The sequence below is a fragment of the Pseudomonas sp. GW821-FHT11G12 genome, from assembly GCF_058808055.1.
Genome location: NZ_JBXARH010000004.1, coordinates 275804 through 299319, shown reverse-complemented (window position 1 = coordinate 299319; position 23516 = coordinate 275804). Strand labels below are relative to the sequence as shown.

Genomic DNA, 23516 nt, shown 5'->3' with positions numbered 1-23516 from the left:
GTGGCTGCCGAACTCAACGGGCGCCTGCGTGAACAGGCGCGGCAACTGGGCGTGAGCGCGGCCAGCCTGATGCACCTGGCCTGGGCGCAAGTGCTGGGCGTGCTGTCGAACCGGCGCGACGTGGTGTTCGGCACGGTGATGATGGGGCGGATGCAGGGTGGCGACGGTGCCGACCGGGCGTTGGGGGTGTTCATCAACACCTTGCCGCTGCGCATCGATGTCGGCGCCAGCGCGCGCGACGGGGTCAAGGCGACCCACGCACGACTGACTGCGCTGCTGGGGCATGAACACGCCTCGCTGGCCCTGGCCCAGCGTTGCAGTGGTGTCGCGGCGTCGTCGCCGTTGTTCAGTGCCTTGTTCAACTACCGCCACAGTGCCCCCGCGCAGCCGTCGCAGCACGGGCAGGGTATCTGGGAAGGCGTGCAGAAACTCGGTGGTGAAGAGCGCACCAACTATCCGCTGACCCTGAGCGTGGACGATCTGGGCGAAGGGTTTGCCTTGTCGGTTCTGGCGGTCAGCCAGATCGGCGCGCAACGGATTTGCAGTTACATGCACACGGCGCTGGAACAACTGGTGCAAGCGCTGGAGCAGACGCCGCAAAAGCCGCTGAACCGTTTGCCGATCCTTTCGACCGTGGAACTGGAACGTCTGGTCGACGGCTTCAATCCACCGGTCACGGCCTATCCCCGTGGCGCAACGATTCACGCAATGGTCGAGGTTCAGGCCGAGCGCAATCCGCAGGCCCTCGCGGTGATTCAAGGTGCGCAACAGCTGACCTACGGTCAGCTCAATCAGCGCGCCAACCAACTGGCCCATCATTTGATCGGCCTCGGCGTGCAACCGGACGACCGCGTTGCGCTCTGCGTGCGTCGCGGCCCGCAAATGCTGGTCGGGATGCTGGCGATTCTCAAGGCCGGCGCCGGTTATGTACCGGTGGATCCGGCGCATCCGATGGAACGCATCGCCTACCTGTTGCAGGACAGCGATCCGGTGGCCGTGCTCGCACAGGCTTCGACCCGGGAGCTGCTGGGCATGATGCCGGTGATCGATCTGGACAGCGACGCCTGGCAACACCTGCCCGACAGCAACCCGAAACTGCCGTACCTGACTCCGGCGCACCTGGCCTACGTGATCTACACCTCGGGCTCCACTGGCCAGCCAAAAGGGGTGATGGTCGAACACGCCACCCTGGAAAACCTCGTGCACTGGCACGCCGAAGCCTTCGACCTGCGTGCCGGCAACCACACCGCCAGCGTTGCCGGTTTCGGTTTCGATGCCATGGCCTGGGAAGTCTGGCCAGCGCTGTGCGTCGGTGCGACCCTGCACCTGCCGCCGGAATCGGTGAGCAATGAGCATCTGGACGAACTGCTCGACTGGTGGCGAGCGCAGCCGTTGCAAGTCAGCTTCCTGCCGACTCCGGTGGCCGAATACGCCTTCAGTCGCGAGCTGCAACACCCGACCCTGCGCACCTTGCTGATCGGTGGTGACAAACTGCGTCAGTTCAATCGTGCGCAGACCTTCGCGGTGATCAACAACTACGGCCCGACCGAGGCCACGGTGGTCGCGACCTCCGGGCCAGTGGAGGTCGGTCAGCCGCTGCACATCGGCCGGCCAATGGCCAACGCTCGCATCTATCTGCTTGATGACCAGCAACGTCCGGTGCCGGTAGGTGTCACGGGCGAGTTGTATGTGGCCGGCGCCGGTGTGGCCCGGGGTTACCTGAACCGTCCCGATCTGACCGTCGAACGCTTCCTCGCCGACCCGTTCAGCGACCAGCCGCAGGCACGGATGTACCGTACCGGTGACCTCGCACGCTGGTTGGCGGACGGCAACATCGAATACCTGGGCCGCAACGACGATCAGGTAAAACTGCGCGGCGTGCGGGTTGAGCTGGGGGAAATCGAAGCTGCGCTGGCCAGTCATCCGGCGGTGCAGGACGCGGTGGCGCTGGTGCGCGACGGGCAGTTGCTGGTGTGGTTCACCGAGCGTGCGCCGACCCATATCGAAGCCCTGCGCAATCATCTGCAAACGCTTCTGCCGCAAGCCTTGATCCCGGCGGCTTACGTGCGACTCGACGCCTTGCCGCTGACCGCCAACGGCAAACTCGACCGCAAGGCCTTGCCGGAACCGGATCAGAACGCCTGGCTCAGTCGTGAATACGAAGCCCCGCAAGGCCCGGTGGAGACTGCGTTGGCGCAGATCTGGGCCGATGTCCTGAAGCTGGAAAAAGTCGGTCGCCACGACAACTTCTTCGAACTGGGCGGCCATTCGCTGCTGGCGGTGAGCCTGATCGAACGCCTGCGTCAGATCGGCTTGAACACCGACGTGCGCGTGTTGTTCAGTCAACCGACGCTCGCAGCCTTGGCTGCTGTGGTGGGCAGTGGTCGCGAAATCGAAGTGCCGGCCAATCGCATTCCCGTAGGCGGCACTCACATCACTCCGGACCTGCTGAGCCTGGCCGAACTGGATCAGCCGAGCATCGACCGGATCGTTGCCACGGTGCCGGGCGGCGCCGTGAACGTGCAGGACATTTATCCGCTGGCGCCGTTGCAGGAAGGCATCCTTTATCACCACTTGAGCGCCGAACAGGGTGACCCGTACCTGCTGCAATCGCGGCTGGCCTTCGACAGCGTCGAGCGGGTCGAGAGCTTCGCGACGGCGTTGCGTCAGGTCATGGCGCGCCACGACATCTTGCGCACGGCGGTGATCTGGCAGGAACTGGCCGAACCGATGCAAGTGGTGTGGCGTCAGGTTGAGCTGCCGGTGCAGGAGATCGTGCTCGATCCGGCGGATGGCGACGTCCTCGAGCAGTTGCACGAGCGTTTCGATGCCCGTCACTACCGCCTCGACATCAGTCAGGCACCCTTGCTGCGTCTGGTGTATGCCCGTGATCCGGCTCACGACCGGGTGGTCGCGATGTTGCTGTTCCACCATGTCGTGATGGATCACACCGCGCTGGACGTGGTGCAGCACGAAATGCTCGCCTGCCTGCAAGGGCGCGAAGCCTCGCTGGGTGCGGCCGTGCCTTACCGCAACTACGTGGCGCAGGCGCGGCTGGGTGTCAGCGAGCAGGAGCACGAAGCGTTCTTCCGCGACATGCTCGGCGACATCGACGAGCCGACCCTGCCGTTCGGCTTGCAGGATGTACAAGGTGACGGTCGCGACATCGAGGAAACGCAACAGGCCCTGACCGCCGCCACCGGTCAGCGTCTGCGCAGCCTCGCGCGGCAACTGGGCATCAGCGTGGCCAGCCTGTTCCACCTCGCGTGGGCGCAGGTGCTGGCGGCGACGTCCGGGCAGGAGCGCGTGGTGTTCGGCACGGTGCTGATGGGCCGGATGCAGGGCGGCGAGGGGGCCGACCGGGCGTTGGGGATGTTCATCAACACCTTGCCGCTGCGGGTCGATCTGGGAGCAACCCCAGTGCGCGAAGGGGCTCGGGCAACACATGCGCGTCTCAGTACGCTGCTCGGCCACGAGCACGCGTCACTGGCGCTGGCCCAGCGTTGCAGCGGTGTGGCTGCGCCATCGCCACTGTTCAGTTCGATGCTCAACTACCGCCACAGCGCCGACGAGGCGCAACAGCAAAACGTGCGTCAGGCCTGGCAAGGCATCGAGACCCTGAGCAGCGAAGAACGCACCAACTATCCGCTGAGCCTGGGCGTCGATGATCTGGGCAACGGTTTCGTACTCACTGCCATGACCCCGGCGAACATCGGTTCGCAGCGTATCTGTGACTACATGCAGACCGCGCTGGAGAAACTCGCGGATGCCCTGGAACAAGCCCCGGATCAGCCGCTGAATCGCTTGTCGATCCTTGAAGGCGCAGAGCGTCAGCAGGTGCTGTACGACCTCAACGTTACCGGCACCGCAGACGATCTGCAGCAAACCGTTCACGGATTGTTCGAGGCGCAAGTACAACGCACGCCGCAAGCCATCGCGTTGCAGGCCGGTGAACGGCAACTGACCTACGCCGAACTCAACACACAGGCCAACCGTCTGGCCCATCACCTGAGCGAACTGGGCGTGGGGCCGGATGCGCGGGTGGCGATCTGCGTCGAGCGCGGGCTGGAACTGATGGTCGGTCTGCTCGGCATCCTCAAGGCTGGCGGCGCCTATGTGCCGCTGGACCCGGCGTACCCGGCGGAGCGTCTGGATTACATGCTCAAGGACAGCGCGCCGGTGGCCGTGCTGGTCCATGGGGCGACTCGTGAGTTGCTGGGCGAGAGCACTGCGCTGGTGATCGATCTGGATCAGGATCACTGGAAGTTCAACCCGGATGACAACCCGCAAGTGCCGGGCCTGAGCGCTTCGAACCTGGCCTACGTGATCTATACCTCCGGTTCGACCGGTGCGCCGAAGGGCGTGATGGTCGAGCATCGCGGCGTGGGCAATCTGTTGCACTGGAGTTCGCAACTGTGTCCTGCCGTGACGGACGGCGCCCTGTTGCAGAAAACCCCGTTCAGTTTCGATGCCTCGGTCTGGGAGCTGTTCTGGCCATTGAGCGCCGGGCTGCGTCTGGTGCTGGCGCGTCCTGACGGGCACCGCGAGCCGTCGTATCTGGCGCAGGTGATTCGCGAGCAGCGGATCAGCGTGATCCAGTTCGTGCCGGTGCTGTTGCAACAGTTCCTTGAGCAGGACGATGTCAGCCAGTGCAGCAGCCTCACCGATGTGTTCTGTGGCGGCGGCGACCTGACGCCAGCGCTGGCTCGTCTGGTTCGTGAGCGTTTGCCGCAGGTGCGTTTGCACAACGTCTACGGCCCGACCGAGGCGACGGTCGACAGCACGGTGTGGACGCTGGAACCGTCGATGTCGGTGCCGCACAGCGCGTTGCCGATCGGACGGCCGATCAACAACACTCGTCTCTATGTACTCGACGTCGCCGAACGGCCGGTGCCGATGGGCGTCATCGGTCAATTGTTCATTGGCGGCGCCGGGGTTGCGCGGGGTTATCTGGGGTTACCGCAGTTGATGGCTGAACGGTTTATCCCGAGCCCGTTCGTGGCCGGCGATCGGTTGTACGCCACGGGCGACCTGGTGCGCTACCGCGCCGATGGCCAGCTCGAATTCATCGGGCGCAACGACTTCCAGGTCAAACTGCGTGGCCTGCGCCTGGAGTTGGGTGAAATCGAAGCGCAACTGCTCAGCCATCCAGCCCTGCGTGAAGCCGTGGTGCTGGTGCGTGAAGAACGTCTGGTGGCGTACTTCACCTGGCACGCCGAGGCCGGGCAACCGGGGATCGAGGCATTGCGCGAACACTTGCTCGCACGCCTGCCGGACTACATGGTGCCGTCGGCATTCGTCGCGCTCGATGGCCTGCCGCTGAGCCCGAACGGCAAGGTGGATCGCAAGGCGCTGCCGGCCCCCGGTGCCGAGTCGGTGCTGGTGCGTGAATACGAGCCTCCCGTCGGTGAGACCGAAATCGCCCTGGCTAAGTTGTGGGCCGAGGTGCTGAAGGTCGAGCGCGTCGGGCGCCACGATCACTTCTTTGAACTGGGCGGGCACTCGCTGCTGGCGGTGAGCCTGATCGAGCGCATGCGCCAGATCGGGCTGAGCACCGATGTGCGCGTGCTGTTCAGTCAACCCACCCTGGCCGCGCTGGCTGCCGCCGTGGGCAGCGGGCGGGAAATCGAAGTGCCGGCCAACCGCATCGCAGCCAATTGCACCCGCATCACCCCGGACATGCTGACGCTGGTGACACTGGATCAGGCCGCCATCGAGCGCGTCGTGTTCAGCGTGCCGGGTGGCGCTGCCAACGTGCAGGACATCTATCCGCTGGCGCCGCTGCAGGAAGGCATTCTTTACCACCACTTGAGTGCGGGAGAAGGCGATCCCTACCTGCTGCAGTCGCGACTGGCGTTCGACAGCCTTGAACGTTTGCAGTGTTTCCGTGCGGCGTTGCAACACGTCATCGACCGCCATGACGTTCTGCGCACGGGTGTGGTGTGGGAAGGCTTGAGCGTGCCGGTGCAGGTCGTGTGGCGCCAGGCTGAACTGGTGGTGCAGGAGGCCATACTCGATCCAGCGGCCGGCGACATCCTTGAACAACTGCACACCCGGTTCGATGCCCGGCATTACCGCCTCGACATCGCCCAGGCACCGTTGCTGCGACTGGTGTACGCCCGCGATCCGGCACACGGCCGGGTGGTGGCGATGCTGCTGTTCCATCACATCGTGCTCGACCACACCGCGCTGGAAGTGGTGCGCCATGAAATGCAGGCGCACCTGCGCGGGGCGGATGAGCCGTTGCCGGCGGCGGTGCCGTACCGCAACTACGTGGCGCAGGCGCGTCTGGGCGTCACGGAGCAGGAGCATGAGGCATTTTTCCGCGACATGCTCGGCGACATCGACGAGCCGACCCTGCCGTTCAGCTTGCGCGATGTACGCGGCGACGGACGCGGCATCGAGGAAGTGCAGCAGGCGCTCGACAACGGCCTGAACCTGCGCCTGCGCAGTCAGGCGCGGCAGATGGGCATCAGCGTGGCCAGCCTGTTCCACCTTGCGTGGGCCCAGGTATTGGCGGCGACCTCCGGGCAGGACAATGTGGTGTTCGGCACGGTGTTGATGGGCCGGATGCAGGGCGGCCAGGGCGCCGACCGTGCGCTGGGCATGTTCATCAACACCTTGCCGTTGCGGGTCGATCTGGGCGAGACCCCGGTGCGCGAGGCGGTCAAGGCGACGCATCAGCGTCTCACCGCACTGTTGGGGCATGAGCATGCTTCGCTGGCACTGGCACAGCGTTGCAGCGGGATTGCGGCGCCGTCGCCGTTGTTCAGCGCGATGCTCAACTATCGACACAGCCACGGTTCAGAGTATTCGGACAGTGTGGTTCAGGCTTGGCAGGGCATCGAGACCCTGAGCAGTGAAGAGCGCACCAACTATCCACTGAGCCTGAACGTCGATGACCTGGGCAACGGTTTCTCGCTGATTGCCATGGTGCCGGCGGACATTGGCGCGCAGCGGATTTGCGGTTACATGCAAACGGCGTTGTTGGCATTGGTGGAGGCGCTGGAACAGGCACCGACGCAGGCAATGAATCGCTTGCTGATTCTTGAGGGAGCAGAGCGGCAGCGGCTGTTGTTCGACTTCAACGCTACCGATGTTGGTTATGACCTTCAGCAAAGCATCCACGGTTTGTTCGAGGCGCAGGTCTTGCGCACGCCGCAGGCTGTGGCGGTGCTCTCAGGCGAACAGCGGCTGAGCTATGCCGAGCTGAACGCTCGGGCCAACCGTTTGGCGCATCACTTGCGCGGACTGGGCGTTGGCCCGGATGCGCGGGTGGCGATCTGCGTCGAGCGGGGGCTGGAAATGGTGGTCGGGCTGCTGGCGATTCTGAAGGCCGGTGGCGGTTATGTGCCGCTGGATCCGGCGTATCCGCTGGAGCGTCTGGCTTACATGCTGGAGGACAGCGCGCCGTCGGCGGTGCTGGTGCAGGGTTCGACCCGCGAACTGTTGGGTGAAGTGGCGGTGCCGGTGGTCGATCTGGATCATGACACCTGGCAGTCGTTGTCAGCCGATAACCCTTCCGTCGATGATCTGACCCCGCAGCATACGGTGTATGTGATCTACACCTCGGGCTCCACCGGTCAGCCGAAAGGCGTGATCAACGAGCATTCCGGGGTGGTTAACCGCTTGCTGTGGATGCAGGACGCTTATCGTCTGACGGCTGAAGATTCAGTGCTGCAAAAGACTCCGTTCAGCTTCGACGTGTCGGTCTGGGAATTCTTCTGGCCGTTGATGACCGGCGCCCGACTGGTGATGGCGCGTCCGGGCGGCCACAAGGATCCGCTGTATCTGAGCGAAGTGATCGAGCGCGAACGCATCACCACGCTGCACTTCGTGCCGTCGATGCTCGACGTGTTCCTCGCTCACGGTGACACCGCACGTTGCAACGGTTTGCGTCAGGTGATGTGCAGCGGTGAAGCGTTGCCAGGCAGTCTGGTACGGCGCTTCAAGCAGCAATTGCCGAACAGTGGTTTGCACAACCTGTACGGCCCGACCGAAGCGGCCGTGGACGTCACGGCGTGGGATTGCGCCGGGCCCATCGACATCACGCCGGACAACACGCCGATCGGCAAACCGATCGCCAACACGCGCATGTACATCCTCGATGCCCAGCAACAACCGGTGCCGCAAAGCGTGGTCGGCGAGCTGTACATCGGCGGCGTGCAAGTGGCGCGGGGTTACCTGAACCGTCCTGACCTCAGCGCCGAACGTTTCCTTCAGGATCCATTTCAGCCGAACGGCCGGATGTACCGTACCGGCGACGTCGCCCGTTATCTGGCCGACGGCAACATCGAATACCTGGGTCGCAACGACGATCAGGTGAAGATCCGTGGCCTGCGCATCGAACTGGGCGAAATCCAGTCACGCCTGACCGACATCGGTGGCGTTCAAGAAGCAGCGGTGCTGGCCCGAGAAGATGTGCCGGGAGACAAACGCCTGGTGGCCTATTACACCGGCGCACGACTGGAAATCGACGTGCTGCGCGGTCACTTGCTCGAGCACCTGCCGGATTACATGGTGCCGGCGGTATTCGTGCACCTGGATGCGCTGCCACTGAGCCCCAACGGCAAACTCGACCGCAAGGCACTGCCGGCACCCGATCAAGCGTCTGTGATCACTCGCGAATACGAAGCCCCGGTCGGCGAAGTGGAAATTCTCCTCGCCGGGCTCTGGGCCGAATTGCTCAACGTGGAACGGGTAGGGCGGCACGACAACTTTTTTGAACTGGGCGGACACTCATTGCTGGCGGTCAGTCTGATCGGCCGGTTACGTCAGGAAGGCATGGAAGCCGAAGTCAGGGCGTTGTTCGAACAACCGACCCTGGCCGGTTACGCCGCAATTACGGAAAGAATGGAGATCGTCCTGTGAACGTGATCGAACTGTTGGCAACACTCAAGGCTAAAGACATCCAGTTAGCGGTCACCAACGACCAGTTGCGCGTACAGGGCAACAAACAGGCGCTGAGCGATCCGGCGGTGCTGGCGCTGTTGCGCGAGCACAAACCGGCGCTGATCGAACTGATCAAGGCCGGGCAATATTCAGCGACCAAGAGCGGTCAGGTCGACGTGCCGGCCAACGGCATTGCACCCGGCACCACGCGCATCACCCCGGCGATGCTGACCCTGGCCGAACTCGATCAGGCGGCCATCGACCGTCTGGTCGACGACGTGCCGGGCGGCGCGGCCAATGTGCAGGATATCTATCCGCTGGCGCCGTTGCAGGAAGGCATTCTTTACCACCATGTCAGCGCCACCCAGGGTGATCCCTACGTAATGCAGGCGCATTTCGCCTTTGCCGATCGCGGTCGCTTGAATGACTTCGTTCAGGCTTTGCAGGCCGTGATCGATCGCCACGACATCCTCCGTACGGCGGTGGTGTGGGATGGACTGGATACGCCGCAGCAAGTGGTCTGGCGCCAGGCCGAATTGCCGGTAGAAGAGATCGATGCCGAAGGCGATGCGCTGGCGTATTTGCACGAGCGTTTCGACGCCCGGGAATTCCGCATGGACGTGAGCCGGGCGCCGATGATGCGTCTGGCCCATGCGTGGGACGACGCCGGGCAGCGAGTCGTTGCGACGCTGCTGTTCCATCACATGGCGCTGGATCACTCGGCACTCGATGTGGTGCGCCATGAGATGCGTGCGTTCCTCACGGGGCAGGGCAGTCTGCTGGGGCGGCCGGTCGCGTTTCGTGATTACGTGGCGCAGGCACGGCTGGGTGTCAGCGAAACCGAGCACGAGGCGTTCTTTCGCGACATGCTCGGCGATATCGACGAGCCGACCTTGCCGTTCGGCTTGCAGGATGTGCAGGGTGACGGCCACGGCATCACCGAGCTGAGCGTACCGGTCGAACCGGCCTTGGGCCTGCGCCTGCGGGGGCAGGCGCGGCAGCTCGGGGTGAGCGCGGCCAGTCTGTTCCACCTGGCCTGGGCGCAGGTGCTGGCCACGCTTGCCGGCAAGCAACGCGTGGTGTTCGGCACAGTGTTGATGGGGCGCCTGCAAGGTGCCGAAGCCACCGACCGGGCGCTGGGCATTTTCATCAACACTTTACCGGTGCGGGTGGACGTCGATACTCAGAGCGTACGCAACGCCGTGCAGGCGACCCACGCGCGCCTGACCACCTTGATGCGCCATGAACACGCGCCGCTGGCGCTGGCCCAGCGCTGCAGCAGCGTGGCTGCGCCGACGCCGCTGTTCAGCGCCTTGCTCAATTATCGCCACAGCCATAGCGCGGCATCGGCGAGTGCACAAACCCTGTCCGCATGGGAAGGCATCACCACCCTGCACTCGGAAGAGCGCACCAATTATCCGCTGACCCTGAGTATCGACGACCTGGGCGACGCCTTCAGCCTAACCTTGCTCGCCACCACTGAGGTTGATCCGCAACGGGTGTGCGATTACATGCTCGGTGCCCTGAACGGTCTGGTGTCCGCGCTGGAACAGGCACCGGACTCGCCGATCAGCCAGGTGCCGATCCTGCCGGACGCCGAGCGCGAGCAGATCCTGCGCGGCTTCAACGCCACCCGGGCCGATTACCTGCAAGGGCTGACCATTCACCAGCGTTTCGAGGCGCAAGTCATCGAGCGGCCGGAAGCGGTGGCGGCGGTGTTCCTCGGTGAACAAGTGACCTATGCCGAGCTGAACCAGCACGCCAATGCACTGGCCCATCATCTGATCAGCCTGGGCGTTCGCCCCGATGATCGCGTGGCCATCGTCGCCCGCCGAGGGTTGGATACGCTGGCCGGGCTGCTGGCGATTCTCAAGGCCGGGGCCGGCTACGTACCGGTTGACCCGGCGCATCCCGCCGAACGCTTGAGCTATCTGCTCAGCGACAGCGCCCCGGTGGTGGTGCTGACCCAGAGCGATCTGCGTGATCGACTGCCGACGCTGGACGTCCCGGTGATCGACCTCGACCGCCGTACCTGGCCACTGAGTCTGGCCCTCGATCCGCAGGTGCCGGGGCTGACCACAGAGCATCTGGCCTACGTGATCTACACCTCGGGCTCGACCGGTCTGCCCAAGGGCGTGATGGTCGAACACCGCACCCTGTCCAACCTCGTCGACTGGCATTGCGGCGCGTTCGATCTGTGCGCCGGCCGCCACACTTCAAGCCTTGCCGGGTTCGGCTTCGACGCCATGGCCTGGGAAGTCTGGCCGGCGCTGTGTGCCGGTGCGACCCTGCATCTGGCCCCGGCCCGCGACGGCAACGAAGACATCGATGCCTTGCTCGATTGGTGGCGCGCGCAGCCGCTGGATGTGAGCTTTTTGCCAACGCCAGTGGCCGAATACGCCTTCAGTCAAAACCTCGAACACCCGACCTTGCGCACGCTGCTGATCGGCGGGGATCGCTTGCGGCAGTTCAGCCGTCACCAGCATTTCGACGTGATCAACAACTACGGCCCGACTGAAGCCACGGTGGTGGCGACCTCGGGCAAGATCGAGGCCGGGCAGACGCTGCACATCGGTCGGCCGGTGAGCAATGCCACGGTCTATCTGCTGGATGAGCAGCAACGTCCGGTGCCCATCGGGGTAGCGGGGGAGTTGTATGTCGGTGGCGCCGGGGTTGCCCGGGGTTATCTGAACCGTCCCGAGTTGACGGCCGAACGCTTTCTCGACGATCCATTCAACAGCGGGCGCATGTACCGCACCGGTGACCTGGCGCGCTGGCAGGACGACGGCACCCTCGAATACCTGGGACGCAACGATGATCAGGTGAAAATTCGCGGCGTGCGCATTGAACTGGGCGAGATTGAAACCCGGCTCAACCAGCTCCCCGGTATCCAGGAAGCGGTATTGCTGGCCCGCGAAGATGAACCCGGTCAGCCGCGCCTCGTCGCCTATTACACCGAACAGGCTCAGGTCGAACCGCAACCGGTGGCTGAGCTGCGCGCCTGCCTGCTGGCGCAATTGCCCGAGTACATGGTGCCGTCGGCGTTCGTGCGACTGGATGCGCTGCCGCTGACCGCCAACGGCAAAGTCGACCGTAAAGCCTTGCCGGCGCCGGACCGCGCGGCGCTGTTCACCCGTCATTACGAAGCACCGCAAGGCGAACTGGAAACCGCGTTGGCGCGGATCTGGGGCGAAGTGCTGCAGGTCGAACGTGTCGGGCGGCGGGACCACTTCTTCGAGCTGGGTGGCCACTCGCTGTTGGCAATGCGCATGGTGTCTCAGGTTCGCCAACGCCTGGGCGTCGAGCTGGCGATTAGCGAACTGTTTGCCAATGCCGAGCTGTCAGCGGTCGCAGAAGTGCTGGCCCAGGCCGGGCGCAGTTCGCAACCGGCGATGGTGCCGGTGCCTCGTGACGGCGCGCTGCCGCTGTCGTTCGCCCAGCAACGGTTGTGGTTTCTGGCGCGTATGGAAGGAGTCAACACGGCCTACAACATTCCGTTGGGCCTGTGCTTGCGCGGTGATCTCGAGGAGGCGGCGCTGCAACAGGCACTGGCCCGGATCGTCGACCGCCACGAAACCCTGCGCAGCCGTTTTGTCCCGCACAACGATGAGGTGCAGGTGATGATCGCGCCGGTCGACAGCGGCATGCTGCTGCGGGTCGAGGATCTGCGTCAGCATCCACACGCCGACGAAGCCTTGCAGGCGTTGATCCGTGAACAGGCCTCGACCCCGTTCGATTTGCAGAACGATCCGTTGATTCGCGGGCGTCTGGTCCGGCTGGCCGACGATCACCATGTGTTGCTGCTGACCTTGCACCACATCATCTCCGATGGCTGGTCGATGGGCGTGCTGACCCGTGAACTGATGGCGCTGTATCAGGCTTACAGCCATGGCGAGGCCGATCCGCTGCCGCCATTGGCGCTGCAATACGCCGACTACGCGACCTGGCAACGGCGCTGGTTGAGCGGTGAAGTGCTGCAGCGTCAGAGCGATTACTGGCAGCAGAATCTGGCGGGGGCCCCGACCTTGCTGGTGCTGCCGACCGACCGTCCGCGTCCGGCGCAACAGGATTACACCGGCAGCAGCGTCGAGTTCCGGCTCGGCGAACCGCTGAGCGCCGGGCTCAAGGCGCTGAGCCAGCGGCACGGCGTGACGATGTACATGACGATGGTGAGCGCCTGGGCTCTGTTGCTCAGTCGCTTGTCCGGCCAGTCCGACGTGGTGGTGGGTTCGCCGATTGCCAACCGTGGCCGCGCGGAAATCGAAGGGCTGATCGGGTTGTTCATCAATACCCTGGCCCTGCGGATCGATACATCCGGCGGGCTCAGCGTCGAGGCGTTGCTGGCCCGGGTCAAGGCGTGCACGCTGCAAGCCCAGGCCCATCAGGATCTGCCCTTCGAGCAGGTGGTGGAAGTCACCCGGCCGGCGCGCAGTCTTTCCCACAGTCCGTTGTTCCAGACCACCCTGAGCTGGGAAAACAGCGTGGGGCCGGATCTGGCGCTGGGTGATCTGGCGCTGGAACGCGTGGGCGGTCCGGCTCAGTTTGCCAAGTTCGACCTGTCGCTGACCCTGGGTGAAACCCGCAGCGGAATTCGCGGAGCGCTGGAATACGCCACGGCGTTGTTCGATGAGTCGACGATCCAGCGTTATGTCGGCTACTTCGAGCAACTGCTGCATGCGATGGTCACCAACGATCAGGCGGAGCTGGAACAGCTCGATATGGTTCAGGCCCACGAGCGTGAACAGTTGCTCGTCACGTTCAACGACACGCACACGGCGTTTGTGTCGGGGCTGACCATTGCGCAGCGATTCGAGGCGCAAGTGATCGAACGGCCCGAGGCGGTTGCGGCGGTCTGTCAGGGGCAGGCGTTGACCTTTGCCGAGCTGAACCGTCAGGCCAACACTCTGGCTCATCACCTGATCGGGCTGGGCGTTCGCCCTGATGATCGCATGGCCATCATCGCCCGGCGCGGGCTGGAAACGCTGGTCGGGCTGGTGGCCATTCTCAAGGCCGGCGCCGGTTATGTGCCGGTGGATCCGGCGCACCCGGCGGAGCGTTTGCACTATCTGCTGAGCGACAGTGCGCCCGTGGCGGTGCTGTGCCTGAGTGATTTGCGTGAACGCTTGCCGGCGCTTGATGTACCGGTGATCGATCTGGATTTGCGTACCTGGCCGGACAACGAGACCGGTAATCCGCAGGTGCCTGGCATGACCAGCGAACACCTGGCCTACGTCATCTACACCTCGGGCTCCACCGGTTTGCCCAAGGGCGTGATGGTCGAACACCACACACTGAGCAACCTCGTCGATTGGCATTGCAAGGCTTTCGACCTGTGCGCCGGGCGTCACACGTCGAGCCTTGCCGGTTTCGGCTTCGACGCCATGGCTTGGGAAGTCTGGCCGGCCCTGTGTGCCGGCGCGACCCTGCACCTGGCGCCGGCCCGCGACGGCAGCGAAGACGTGGATGCGTTGCTCGACTGGTGGCGCGCGCAGCCGCTGGACGTGAGCTTCTTGCCGACACCGGTGGCCGAATACGCCTTCAGCCAGAACCTCGAACATCCGACCCTGCGAACACTGCTGATTGGCGGCGACCGTCTGCGTCAGTTCAATCGTCAGCAGTCGTTCGATGTGGTCAACAACTACGGCCCGACCGAGGCCACGGTGGTCGCCACCTCGGGCATTGTCGAGGCGGGGCAGGCGCTGCACATCGGCAAACCGATCGCCAACGCGACGGTGTACCTGCTCGATGAACAGCAGCGCCCGGTACCTGTCGGCGTGGCGGCGGAGCTGTATGTGGGTGGCGCCGGTGTGGCCCGGGGCTACCTGAATCGTGCGGATCTGACCGAAGAACGCTTCCTGCGTGACCCGTTCAACCACGGCCGGATGTACCGCACGGGTGACCTGGCGCGCTGGCGCGCCGACGGTTCCATCGAGTACCTGGGGCGCAACGACGATCAGGTGAAAATCCGCGGAGTGCGTGTCGAACTGGGCGAAATCGAAACCCGCCTGAATCAGTTGCTCGGCATCCAGGAGGCGGTGCTGGTGGCCCGCGAAGACGAGCCCGGCCAGGTGCGGCTGGTGGCGTATTTCACCGAGCAGGCACAGGTCGAGCCGTTGGCCGTGGCCGAACTGCGGGCGCACCTGTTGACCCAGTTGCCGGAATACATGGTGCCGGCGGCCTTCGTCAGACTCGACGCGCTGCCGCTGACCGCCAACGGCAAGGTTGACCGCAAGGCCTTGCCAATGCCGGATCGCAGCGCCTTGTTCACCCGTGAATATCAAGCACCGCAAGGTGAACTGGAAACCACCCTGGCGCAGATCTGGGCCGACGTGCTGCAAGTTGAGCAGGTCGGACGTCAGGATCACTTTTTCGAGCTGGGCGGTCATTCGTTGCTGGCGATGCGCATGCTGTCTCAGGTGCGCCAGCGGCTGGGGGTGGAACTGACGCTCGCTGAGCTGTTCGCCAATGCCGAACTGTCAGCGGTCGCCGAGGTGCTGGCCCAGGCCGGGCGCTGCACGCAACCGCCGATCATGCCGGCGCCGCGGGACGGCGCGCTGCCGTTGTCGTTCGCTCAACAACGGTTGTGGTTCATGGCGCAACTGGAAGGCGCCAACACCGCCTACAACATTCCCCTCGGCCTGCGCCTGCGCGGTCGCCTCGACGAAACCGCCCTGCAACGAGCACTGGCGCGGATCGTTGAACGTCACGAAACCCTGCGCAGCCGCTTCGCCCAGTTCAACGATGAAGCCCAGGTGCTGATCGCGCCGCTCGACAGCGGTGTGCTGCTGCGGGTCGAAGATTTGCGCCACCACCCGCAAGCCGACGACGCCTTGCTCGCGCTGATTCAGGGTGAAGCCTCGGGGCCGTTCGATTTGCAGGACGACCCGTTGATTCGCGGGCGTCTGGTGCGACTCGCCGATGATCATCATGTGTTGCTGCTGACCCTGCACCACATCATCTCCGATGGCTGGTCGATGGGCGTCCTGACCCGCGAATTGATGGCGCTGTATCAGGCGTTCAGCCATGGCGAGGCCGATCCGCTGCCGCCGTTGGCGTTGCAATACACCGATTACGCCGTGTGGCAGCGCCGCTGGTTGAGCGGTGAAGTCTTGCAGCGTCAGAGCGATTTCTGGCAGCAGACCCTGGCCGGTGCGCCGGCCTTGCTGATGTTGCCGACCGACCGTCCACGCCCGGCCCAGCAGGATTACGCTGGCAGCAGTGTCGACATCCGGCTGGATGAGCGTTTGAGCGCCGGGCTCAAGGCGCTGTGCCAACGCCACGGCGTGACGCCTTACATGGCGGTGATGAGTGCGTGGGCGATGTTGCTCGGTCGCTTGTCCGGCCAATCGGACGTAGTGATCGGGTCGCCCGTCGCCAACCGCAACCGGGCGGAAATCGAAGGGCTGATCGGATTGTTCGTCAACACGCTTGCGCTGCGCATCGATACTTCGGGTGCGCTCAGCGTCGAAGCGTTGCTGGCGCGAGTCAAGGCGTGCACGCTTGAGGCGCAGGCCCATCAGGACCTGCCGTTCGAACAGGTGGTGGAAATCACCCGGCCGGTGCGCAGCCTGTCACACAGCCCGTTGTTCCAGACATTGTTGAGCTGGGACAGTGGCAGCGGTGCGACGCTGGCTCTCGGTGACCTGACGCTGGAAGGCGTGGCCGAGCCGAGCCATTTCGCCAAGTTCGACCTGTCGCTGACGTTGGGCGAGGCCCAAGGTGTGATCCGGGGTTCGCTGGAATACGCCACGGCGTTGTTCGATGAGTCGACGATCCAGCGTTATGCCGGTTACTTGCAGCAGTTGTTGCAGGCCATGGTCAGCAACGATCAGGCGTTGCTGGAGCAGGTCGATGTGCTGGCGGAGGATGAGCGTCGGCACTTGCTGCATGACTTCAATGCCACTGACGTTGATTACGATCTGGAGCAGAGCATCCACGGTCTGTTCGAAGCGCAGGTCTTGCGCACGCCGCAGGCTGTGGCGGTGCTCTCAGGCGAACAGCGGCTGAGCTATGCCGAGCTGAACGCTCGGGCCAACCGTTTGGCGCATCACTTGCGCGGCTTGGGTGTTGGCCCGGATGCGCGGGTGGCGATCTGCGTCGAGCGCGGGCTGGAAATGGTGGTCGGGTTGCTGGCGATTCTGAAGGCCGGCGGCGGTTATGTGCCGCTGGATCCGGCGTATCCGCTGGAACGTCTGGCTTACATGCTGGAGGACAGCGCACCGTTGGCAGTGCTGGTGCAGGGTTCGACTCGCGGGTTGTTGGGTGAGGTCGCGGTGCCGGTGGTCGATCTGGATCGCAACACCTGGCAATCGTTGTCGGCGGATAACTTGTCCGTCGACGGACTGACTCCGCAACACACGGCCTATGTGATCTACACCTCCGGTTCCACCGGCCAGCCGAAAGGCGTGATCAACGAGCACAGCGGGGTGGTCAACCGCTTGCTGTGGATGCAGGACGCCTATCGCCTGACGGCTGAGGATTCTGTACTTCAGAAAACCCCGTTCAGCTTCGACGTGTCGGTCTGGGAGTTCTTTTGGCCACTGATGACCGGCGCCCGACTGGTGATGGCGCGTCCGGGCGGTCACAAGGATCCGCTCTATCTGAGTGAAGTGATCGAGCGCGAGCAGATCACTACGCTGCACTTCGTACCGTCGATGCTCGACGTGTTCCTCGCCCATGGCGAGACCGCGCGTTGCCACGGTTTGCGTCAGGTGATGTGCAGCGGTGAAGCGTTGCCGGGCAGTCTGGTACGGCGCTTCAAGCAGCAATTGCCGAACAGTGGTTTGCACAACCTGTACGGCCCGACCGAAGCGGCAGTGGACGTTACCGCATGGGATTGCGCCGGGCCGTTGGAGCTAACGCCAGACAACACGCCCATCGGCAAACCGATCGCCAACACCCATATGTACATCCTCGATGCCCAGCAGCAACCGGTGCCGCAAGGCGTGGTCGGCGAGTTGTACATCGGGGGTGTGCAAGTGGCTCGCGGTTATCTGAACCGGCCCGAGTTGAGCGCCGAGCGTTTCCTGAACGATCCATTCCAGCCGAACGGCAGGATGTACCGCACCGGCGACGTCGCCCGTTATCTGGCCGATGGCAACATCGAATACCTGGGCCGCAACGACGATCAGGTGAAGATCCGTGGCCTGCGCATCGAACTCGGTGAAATCCAGTCTCGCCTGACCGACATCGGCGGTGTGCAGGAAGCGGCGGTGCTGGCCCGCGAAGACGTGCCGGGAGACAAGCGCCTTGTCGCCTACTACACCGGCGCACGTCTGGAAATCGACCTGCTGCGCAGTCAACTGCTGGAGCACCTGCCGGATTACATGGTGCCCGCAGTGTTCGTGCATCTGGAGGCGTTGCCGCTGAGTCCCAACGGCAAACTCGACCGCAAGGCATTGCCCGCGCCGGATCAGAGTGCAGTCATTGCCCGCGAATACGAAGCGCCTGTCGGCGAGGTGGAAATTCTCCTCGCAGGGTTGTGGGCCGAACTGCTCAAGGTGGAGCGAGTAGGGCGCCACGACAACTTCTTCGAACTGGGCGGACACTCGCTGATGGCAGTCAACCTGGTGGCGCGGATGCGCCACGTCGGGCTGACGGCTGATGTGCGTGTGCTGTTCAGCCAGCCGACGCTCGCCGCACTGGCCGCCGCGGTCGGCGATGAGACGGAGAGCGAAATCCCGGCCAACCGGATTGCACCGGACTGCAAACACATCACCCCGGACATGCTGCCACTGGTTGCACTGGATCAGCCCGCCATCGACCGCATTGTCGCCAGCATTCCCGGCGGCGCAGCGAACGTGCAGGACATTTATCCGTTGGCGCCGTTGCAGGCCGGCATTCTGTTCCATCACTTGTCGGCACCCCAGGGCGATCCGTATGTGTTGCAGGCGCAGTTCGCCTTTGCCAATGAGTCACGCCTGAGGGTGTTCGCCGAAGCCTTGCAGGCCGTGATCGAGCGCCATGACATCCTGCGCACGTCGCTGTTCTGGGACGGTCTGCAAGAGCCGGTGCAAGTGGTCTGGCGTCAGGCGTCGCTGGTGTGTGAAACGGTGGAGCTGGATGCTGGCGAAACTGATGCACTCGATCAGTTGCGCAGTCGGTTCGATACCCGGCAATACCGCATGGCCGTCACACAGGCGCCATTGATGCGGGTGGTGCACGGCTGGGACGCGGTCAATCGGCGCGTGGTGGCGCTGCTGCTGTTCCATCACCTGGTCATGGACCACATTGCGCTCGAGGTTCTGCGCCACGAGATGCAGGCAGTCCTGCTCGGCCAGGTGCGGCAACTGGCCGAACCGGTGCCTTATCGCACCTATGTCGCCCGTACTCGCTCGGGGCTGAGCGAAGAGGAACATGAGACGTTCTTCCGTGACATGCTCGGCGATATCGACGAACCGACCCTGCCGTATGGCCAGAGTTCTGTCGCGGACAGCGGTAACGGGCATGCGCAGCGGCTGCTGAACACCGCGCTGAGCCAGCGGGTCAGGGCCAAGGCCAGGCGCCTGGGCATCAGCGCCGCCAGCCTGATGCACCTGGCCTGGGCCAGTGTGCTGGGACAACTGTCGGGGCGTGAAAACGTGGTGTTCGGCACTGTCATGCTCGGCCGGTTGCACGGCGGTGAAGGTGCCGAACGGGCGCTGGGCGTGTTCATCAACACGCTGCCGCTGCGCATCGATCTGGACGGGCAATCGGTGAAAGAAGCGGCGCTGGCAACCCATCAGCGCTTGAACCGCTTGCTGCATCACGAACACGCGCCGCTGGCGCTGGTGCAACGTTGCAGCGCCATGGCCCCGGGGTCGCCGCTGTTCAATGCGTTGTTCAATTACCGCCACAGTGGCGGCGGGGGTACGCCGTCCGACGAAGTCGTGGCGGCATGGCAGGGCATGCAGTTGCTCAATGCCGAAGAACACAGCAACTATCGCCTGAGCCTGAGCGTCGATGACCTGGGCGAAGACTTCAGCCTGACCGCGTTGACCACGTCCGGGATCGACGCCGAGCGGATCTGCGACTACATGGATCTTGCGGTCGACAGCTTGTTGCAGGCGCTGGAGCGGACGCCGCAACTGGGCATCGATCAGTTGTCGATCCTGCCGCGGGATGAGCGGCGGCAACTGCTGGTCGAGTTCAACGCCACTCAACGGGATTACCCGGCGACGTTGACGGTTCATCGTCTGTTCGAACAGCAGGTGACGAAGCATCCGCAAGCGGTGGCAGCCGTGCATGGTGCGCTATCGCTGAGCTACTTTGAGTTGAATGAGCGGGCCAATCGCCTGGCCCATCACTTGATCGGCCAAGGTGTGCAACCGGGCGATCACGTGGCGATCCTGCTGCCACGCTCGCTGGATCTGCTGATCGCGCAACTGGCCATCGGCAAGTGCGCGGCGGCGTATGTGCCGCTGGACATTAATGCCCCGGCCGAGCGTCAGGCGTTCATGGTCGAGGACTGCGGGGCGAAAGCGCTGCTGACTTTCAGCACTGAAACGGTTGATTACGCCTTACGCCGGATCGATCTGGATGTGCTGAAGCTTGATGCGCAACCGACGCACAACCCGGATCTGCCGCAGTCCTCGGAATCGCTGGCCTACATCATGTACACCTCCGGCTCCACCGGCACGCCGAAAGGAGTGATGGTGCCGCACCGGGCGATCGGTCGACTGGTGATCAACAACGGTTATGCGGATTTCAATGCGCAGGACTGTGTGGCGTTTGCCTCCAACCCGGCGTTCGACGCCAGCACCATGGATGTCTGGGGGCCGCTGCTCAATGGCGGGCGAGTGGTGGTAATCGATCACGCGACCTTGCTCGATCCACAAGCCTTTGGACGTGAACTGGCCAACACCGGTGCGACGATCCTGTTCGTCACCACCGCACTGTTCAACCAGTACGTGCAACTGATCCCCGAGGCCCTCAAAGGCCTGCGCATGGTCTTGTGCGGTGGCGAACGCGCCGATCCGGCGGCCTTCCGCCGCTTGCTCGCCGAGGCGCCGGACCTGCGCATCGTTCACTGCTACGGCCCGACCGAAACCACCACCTACGCCACAACCTTCGAAGTTCGCGAAGTGGCAGAAACCGCCGACAGCGTGCCGATTGGCGGCCCGATCTCCAACACTCAAGTGTATGTACTCGATGCTCGTCAGCAACCGGTACCGATGGGCGTCACCGGCGAGTTGTACATCGGCGGGCAAGGCGTGGCGTTGGGTTACCTCAATCGCCCGGACCTGACCGCCGAGAAATTCCTGCAAGACCCGTTCGGCGATCAACCGGGCGCGTTGCTGTACCGCACCGGCGACCTCGCACGCTGGCTCGCACCGGGGCAACTGGAATGTATCGGTCGTAACGACGATCAGGTGAAGATTCGCGGCTTCCGTATCGAACTGGGGGAAATCGAAAATCGTCTGTTGAACTGTGAAGGAGTGAAGGAGGCCATTGTGTTGGCCCGTCAGGACGGCCAGGAACCGCTGCGTCTAGTCGCGTACTTCACAGTTGAAGAGGGCATCAACAGCGCCAGCCTGCGCGGTCAATTGCAAGCACGTCTGCCGGAATACATGGTGCCGTCGGCCTGGGTGCAACTCGACGTCTTGCCGCTGAACAACAACGGCAAGGTCGACCGCAAGGCGTTGCCAGTTCCGGCGCAGGACGCACTGCTCAGTCGTACCTATGAAGCCCCGGCCAATCCGCAGGAGGAAACCCTCGCTCAGTTGTGGGCCGAGGTATTGCAGGTCGAACAGGTCGGTCGTCACGACAACTTCTTCGAGCTGGGCGGGCATTCGTTGCTGGCGATTCGTCTGGTCAACCTGATGCAACAGAACGGCCTGGAGGTGACGCTGGCCGAGCTGTTCCAGCACGCCAGCATCGAGTCGCTCGGCACGTTGCTCAGCCAGCGCACAGGCGCAGAGCAACAGGATGACGGGCTGGTCGTGGTGCGTGCCGGTGGCGCAGACACGCCGTTGTTCCTGATGCATGAGTTCAGCGGGATGGACGCTTACTTCCCGGCGCTGGGCCTGCATATCGAGGGCGATTTCCCGATCTACGGGCTGCCGGGCATTCCGTTCGGCAAGGCACCGCTGCGCACCATGGAATGCCTGGCGGCGCGCATGGTGGAGATCATCCGTTCGGTGCAGCCGCAAGGGCCTTATCGTCTGGCCGGCTGGTCGTTCGGCGGGGTGCTGGCCTATGAAGTGGCGATGCAGTTGCTCGGTATGGATGAGGCAGTGTCCTTCGTCGGTCTGATTGACAGTTTCGTGCCGCGCCTGACCGATCAGGGCAAGGCGCGCTGGAGCGACGAGCATGCGCACAAGCGCCAGCTGTTGCAGCACTGCACGATGTACCGCGCCTCTCTTGGAAACGCGGGACAAGCCGCACTGGCGCATCTGGCGGTGTTGCAGACCGAGCTGGAGCAGATTGACTTCCAGTCGCTGTTGCAGCGCTGCCGGGAGGAGCAATTGCTGCATCCGGACATGGCCGCTGCCGCGCCTCAAGACCTCTGGCATTACCTCGACCGCGAGGTCGCCCACGGGCATGCACTGGCGCATTACCGGATCAATCCATTGGGCTTGCCGCTGCACTTGTTCCGGGCGCAGGAGCATCCGACGGAGCTGTCCCGACGGCACCCGACCCTGGGCTGGTCGGATGAAGTTCCGGCCACGCTCCTGCATTGCATCGACGTGCCGGGCGATCACCAAAGCATGATGCAGGCGCCGCATGTGCATGTGCTCGGTCAGGCGCTCAGCCAGGCGTTGCAGGCGTCGGCGACGGTCGAATCCCGGGCGTATCAGCCGTTGTTGACGATCCAGACCGGCTACACCGGGCACGCGCCGATCTTCTGTGTGCCGGGGGCTGGTGACAGTGTCACCGGGTTCATCCACCTGACTGAGGCGCTGGGGCCGGAGTGGCCGATTTACGGGCTGCAACCCCGAGGCCTAGACGGCGCGACCGTGCCGCACAGTCGGGTCGAAAGCGCTGCCACGTTTTACGTGCGGGCGCTTGAGCAACTGTACCCGCAAGGGCCGGTGCATCTGATCGGGCATTCGTTCGGTGGCTGGGTGGCGTACGCCATGGCGGCGCAGTTGCAGGCTGCGGGGCGCGAGGTGGCGTCCCTGACCCTGATCGACAGCGAATCGCCGGGCGGCAACAGCGTGGTGGGCAAGCCTTACACCACCACGGCAGCGCTGCTGCGACTGATCGAGTCGCTGCAACTGTCCAGCGGCAAGTCTTTGGGCATTGATGCGCTGGCCTTCGCCGAAGCTGACGACACCACGCAAATGCGCCTGCTGCATGACGGGATGGTGCACGCGGGTGTGCTGTCTGAACGTGCGTCAACCGATGCGATGCAGGGCCCGGTGCGCACGTTCGCCACCGCGCTGCGCACGGTCTATCGACCGGCTCTGGCCTACACCGGGCCGGTGCGTCTGGCGCTGGTGGACGATCCGACGCTGGACGCCTCGGGCAACCAGCGCGAACAGGTTGCAATGCTCGAAGGCTGGCAGCGCGAGGCCAGGGATCTGGCGGTGTGGTACGGCCCTGGCAACCACTTCACGATTCTCAAGGCGCCCAACGTCTTCAGTCTCGCGGCGTGGTGGCATGACGGGTTGACGGTGGCGGCTGGCCAAGTGTTGTCCTGA

General features: G+C 64.0%; 2 protein-coding genes (1 of these 2 cut by a window edge). Both read left to right on the top strand.

The genetic code is table 11. The features are described 5' to 3' along the window. A protein-coding gene (locus AC1RR7_RS15415; protein ID WP_493157923.1) for an amino acid adenylation domain-containing protein crosses the window boundary here: on the top strand, nucleotides 1–8871 show its 3' portion. 7398 nt of this gene lie to the left of the window's left edge; 8871 of the gene's 16269 nt are visible here — the last part of the coding sequence; its start codon lies beyond the left edge, outside the window; it ends in the stop codon at nucleotides 8869–8871. Continuing rightward, nucleotides 8868–23516, top strand: a complete 14649-nt coding sequence (locus tag AC1RR7_RS15410; RefSeq protein WP_493157922.1) for an amino acid adenylation domain-containing protein — start codon at nucleotides 8868–8870, stop codon at nucleotides 23514–23516. Before AC1RR7_RS15415 ends, AC1RR7_RS15410 begins: the two co-directional genes overlap by 4 nt.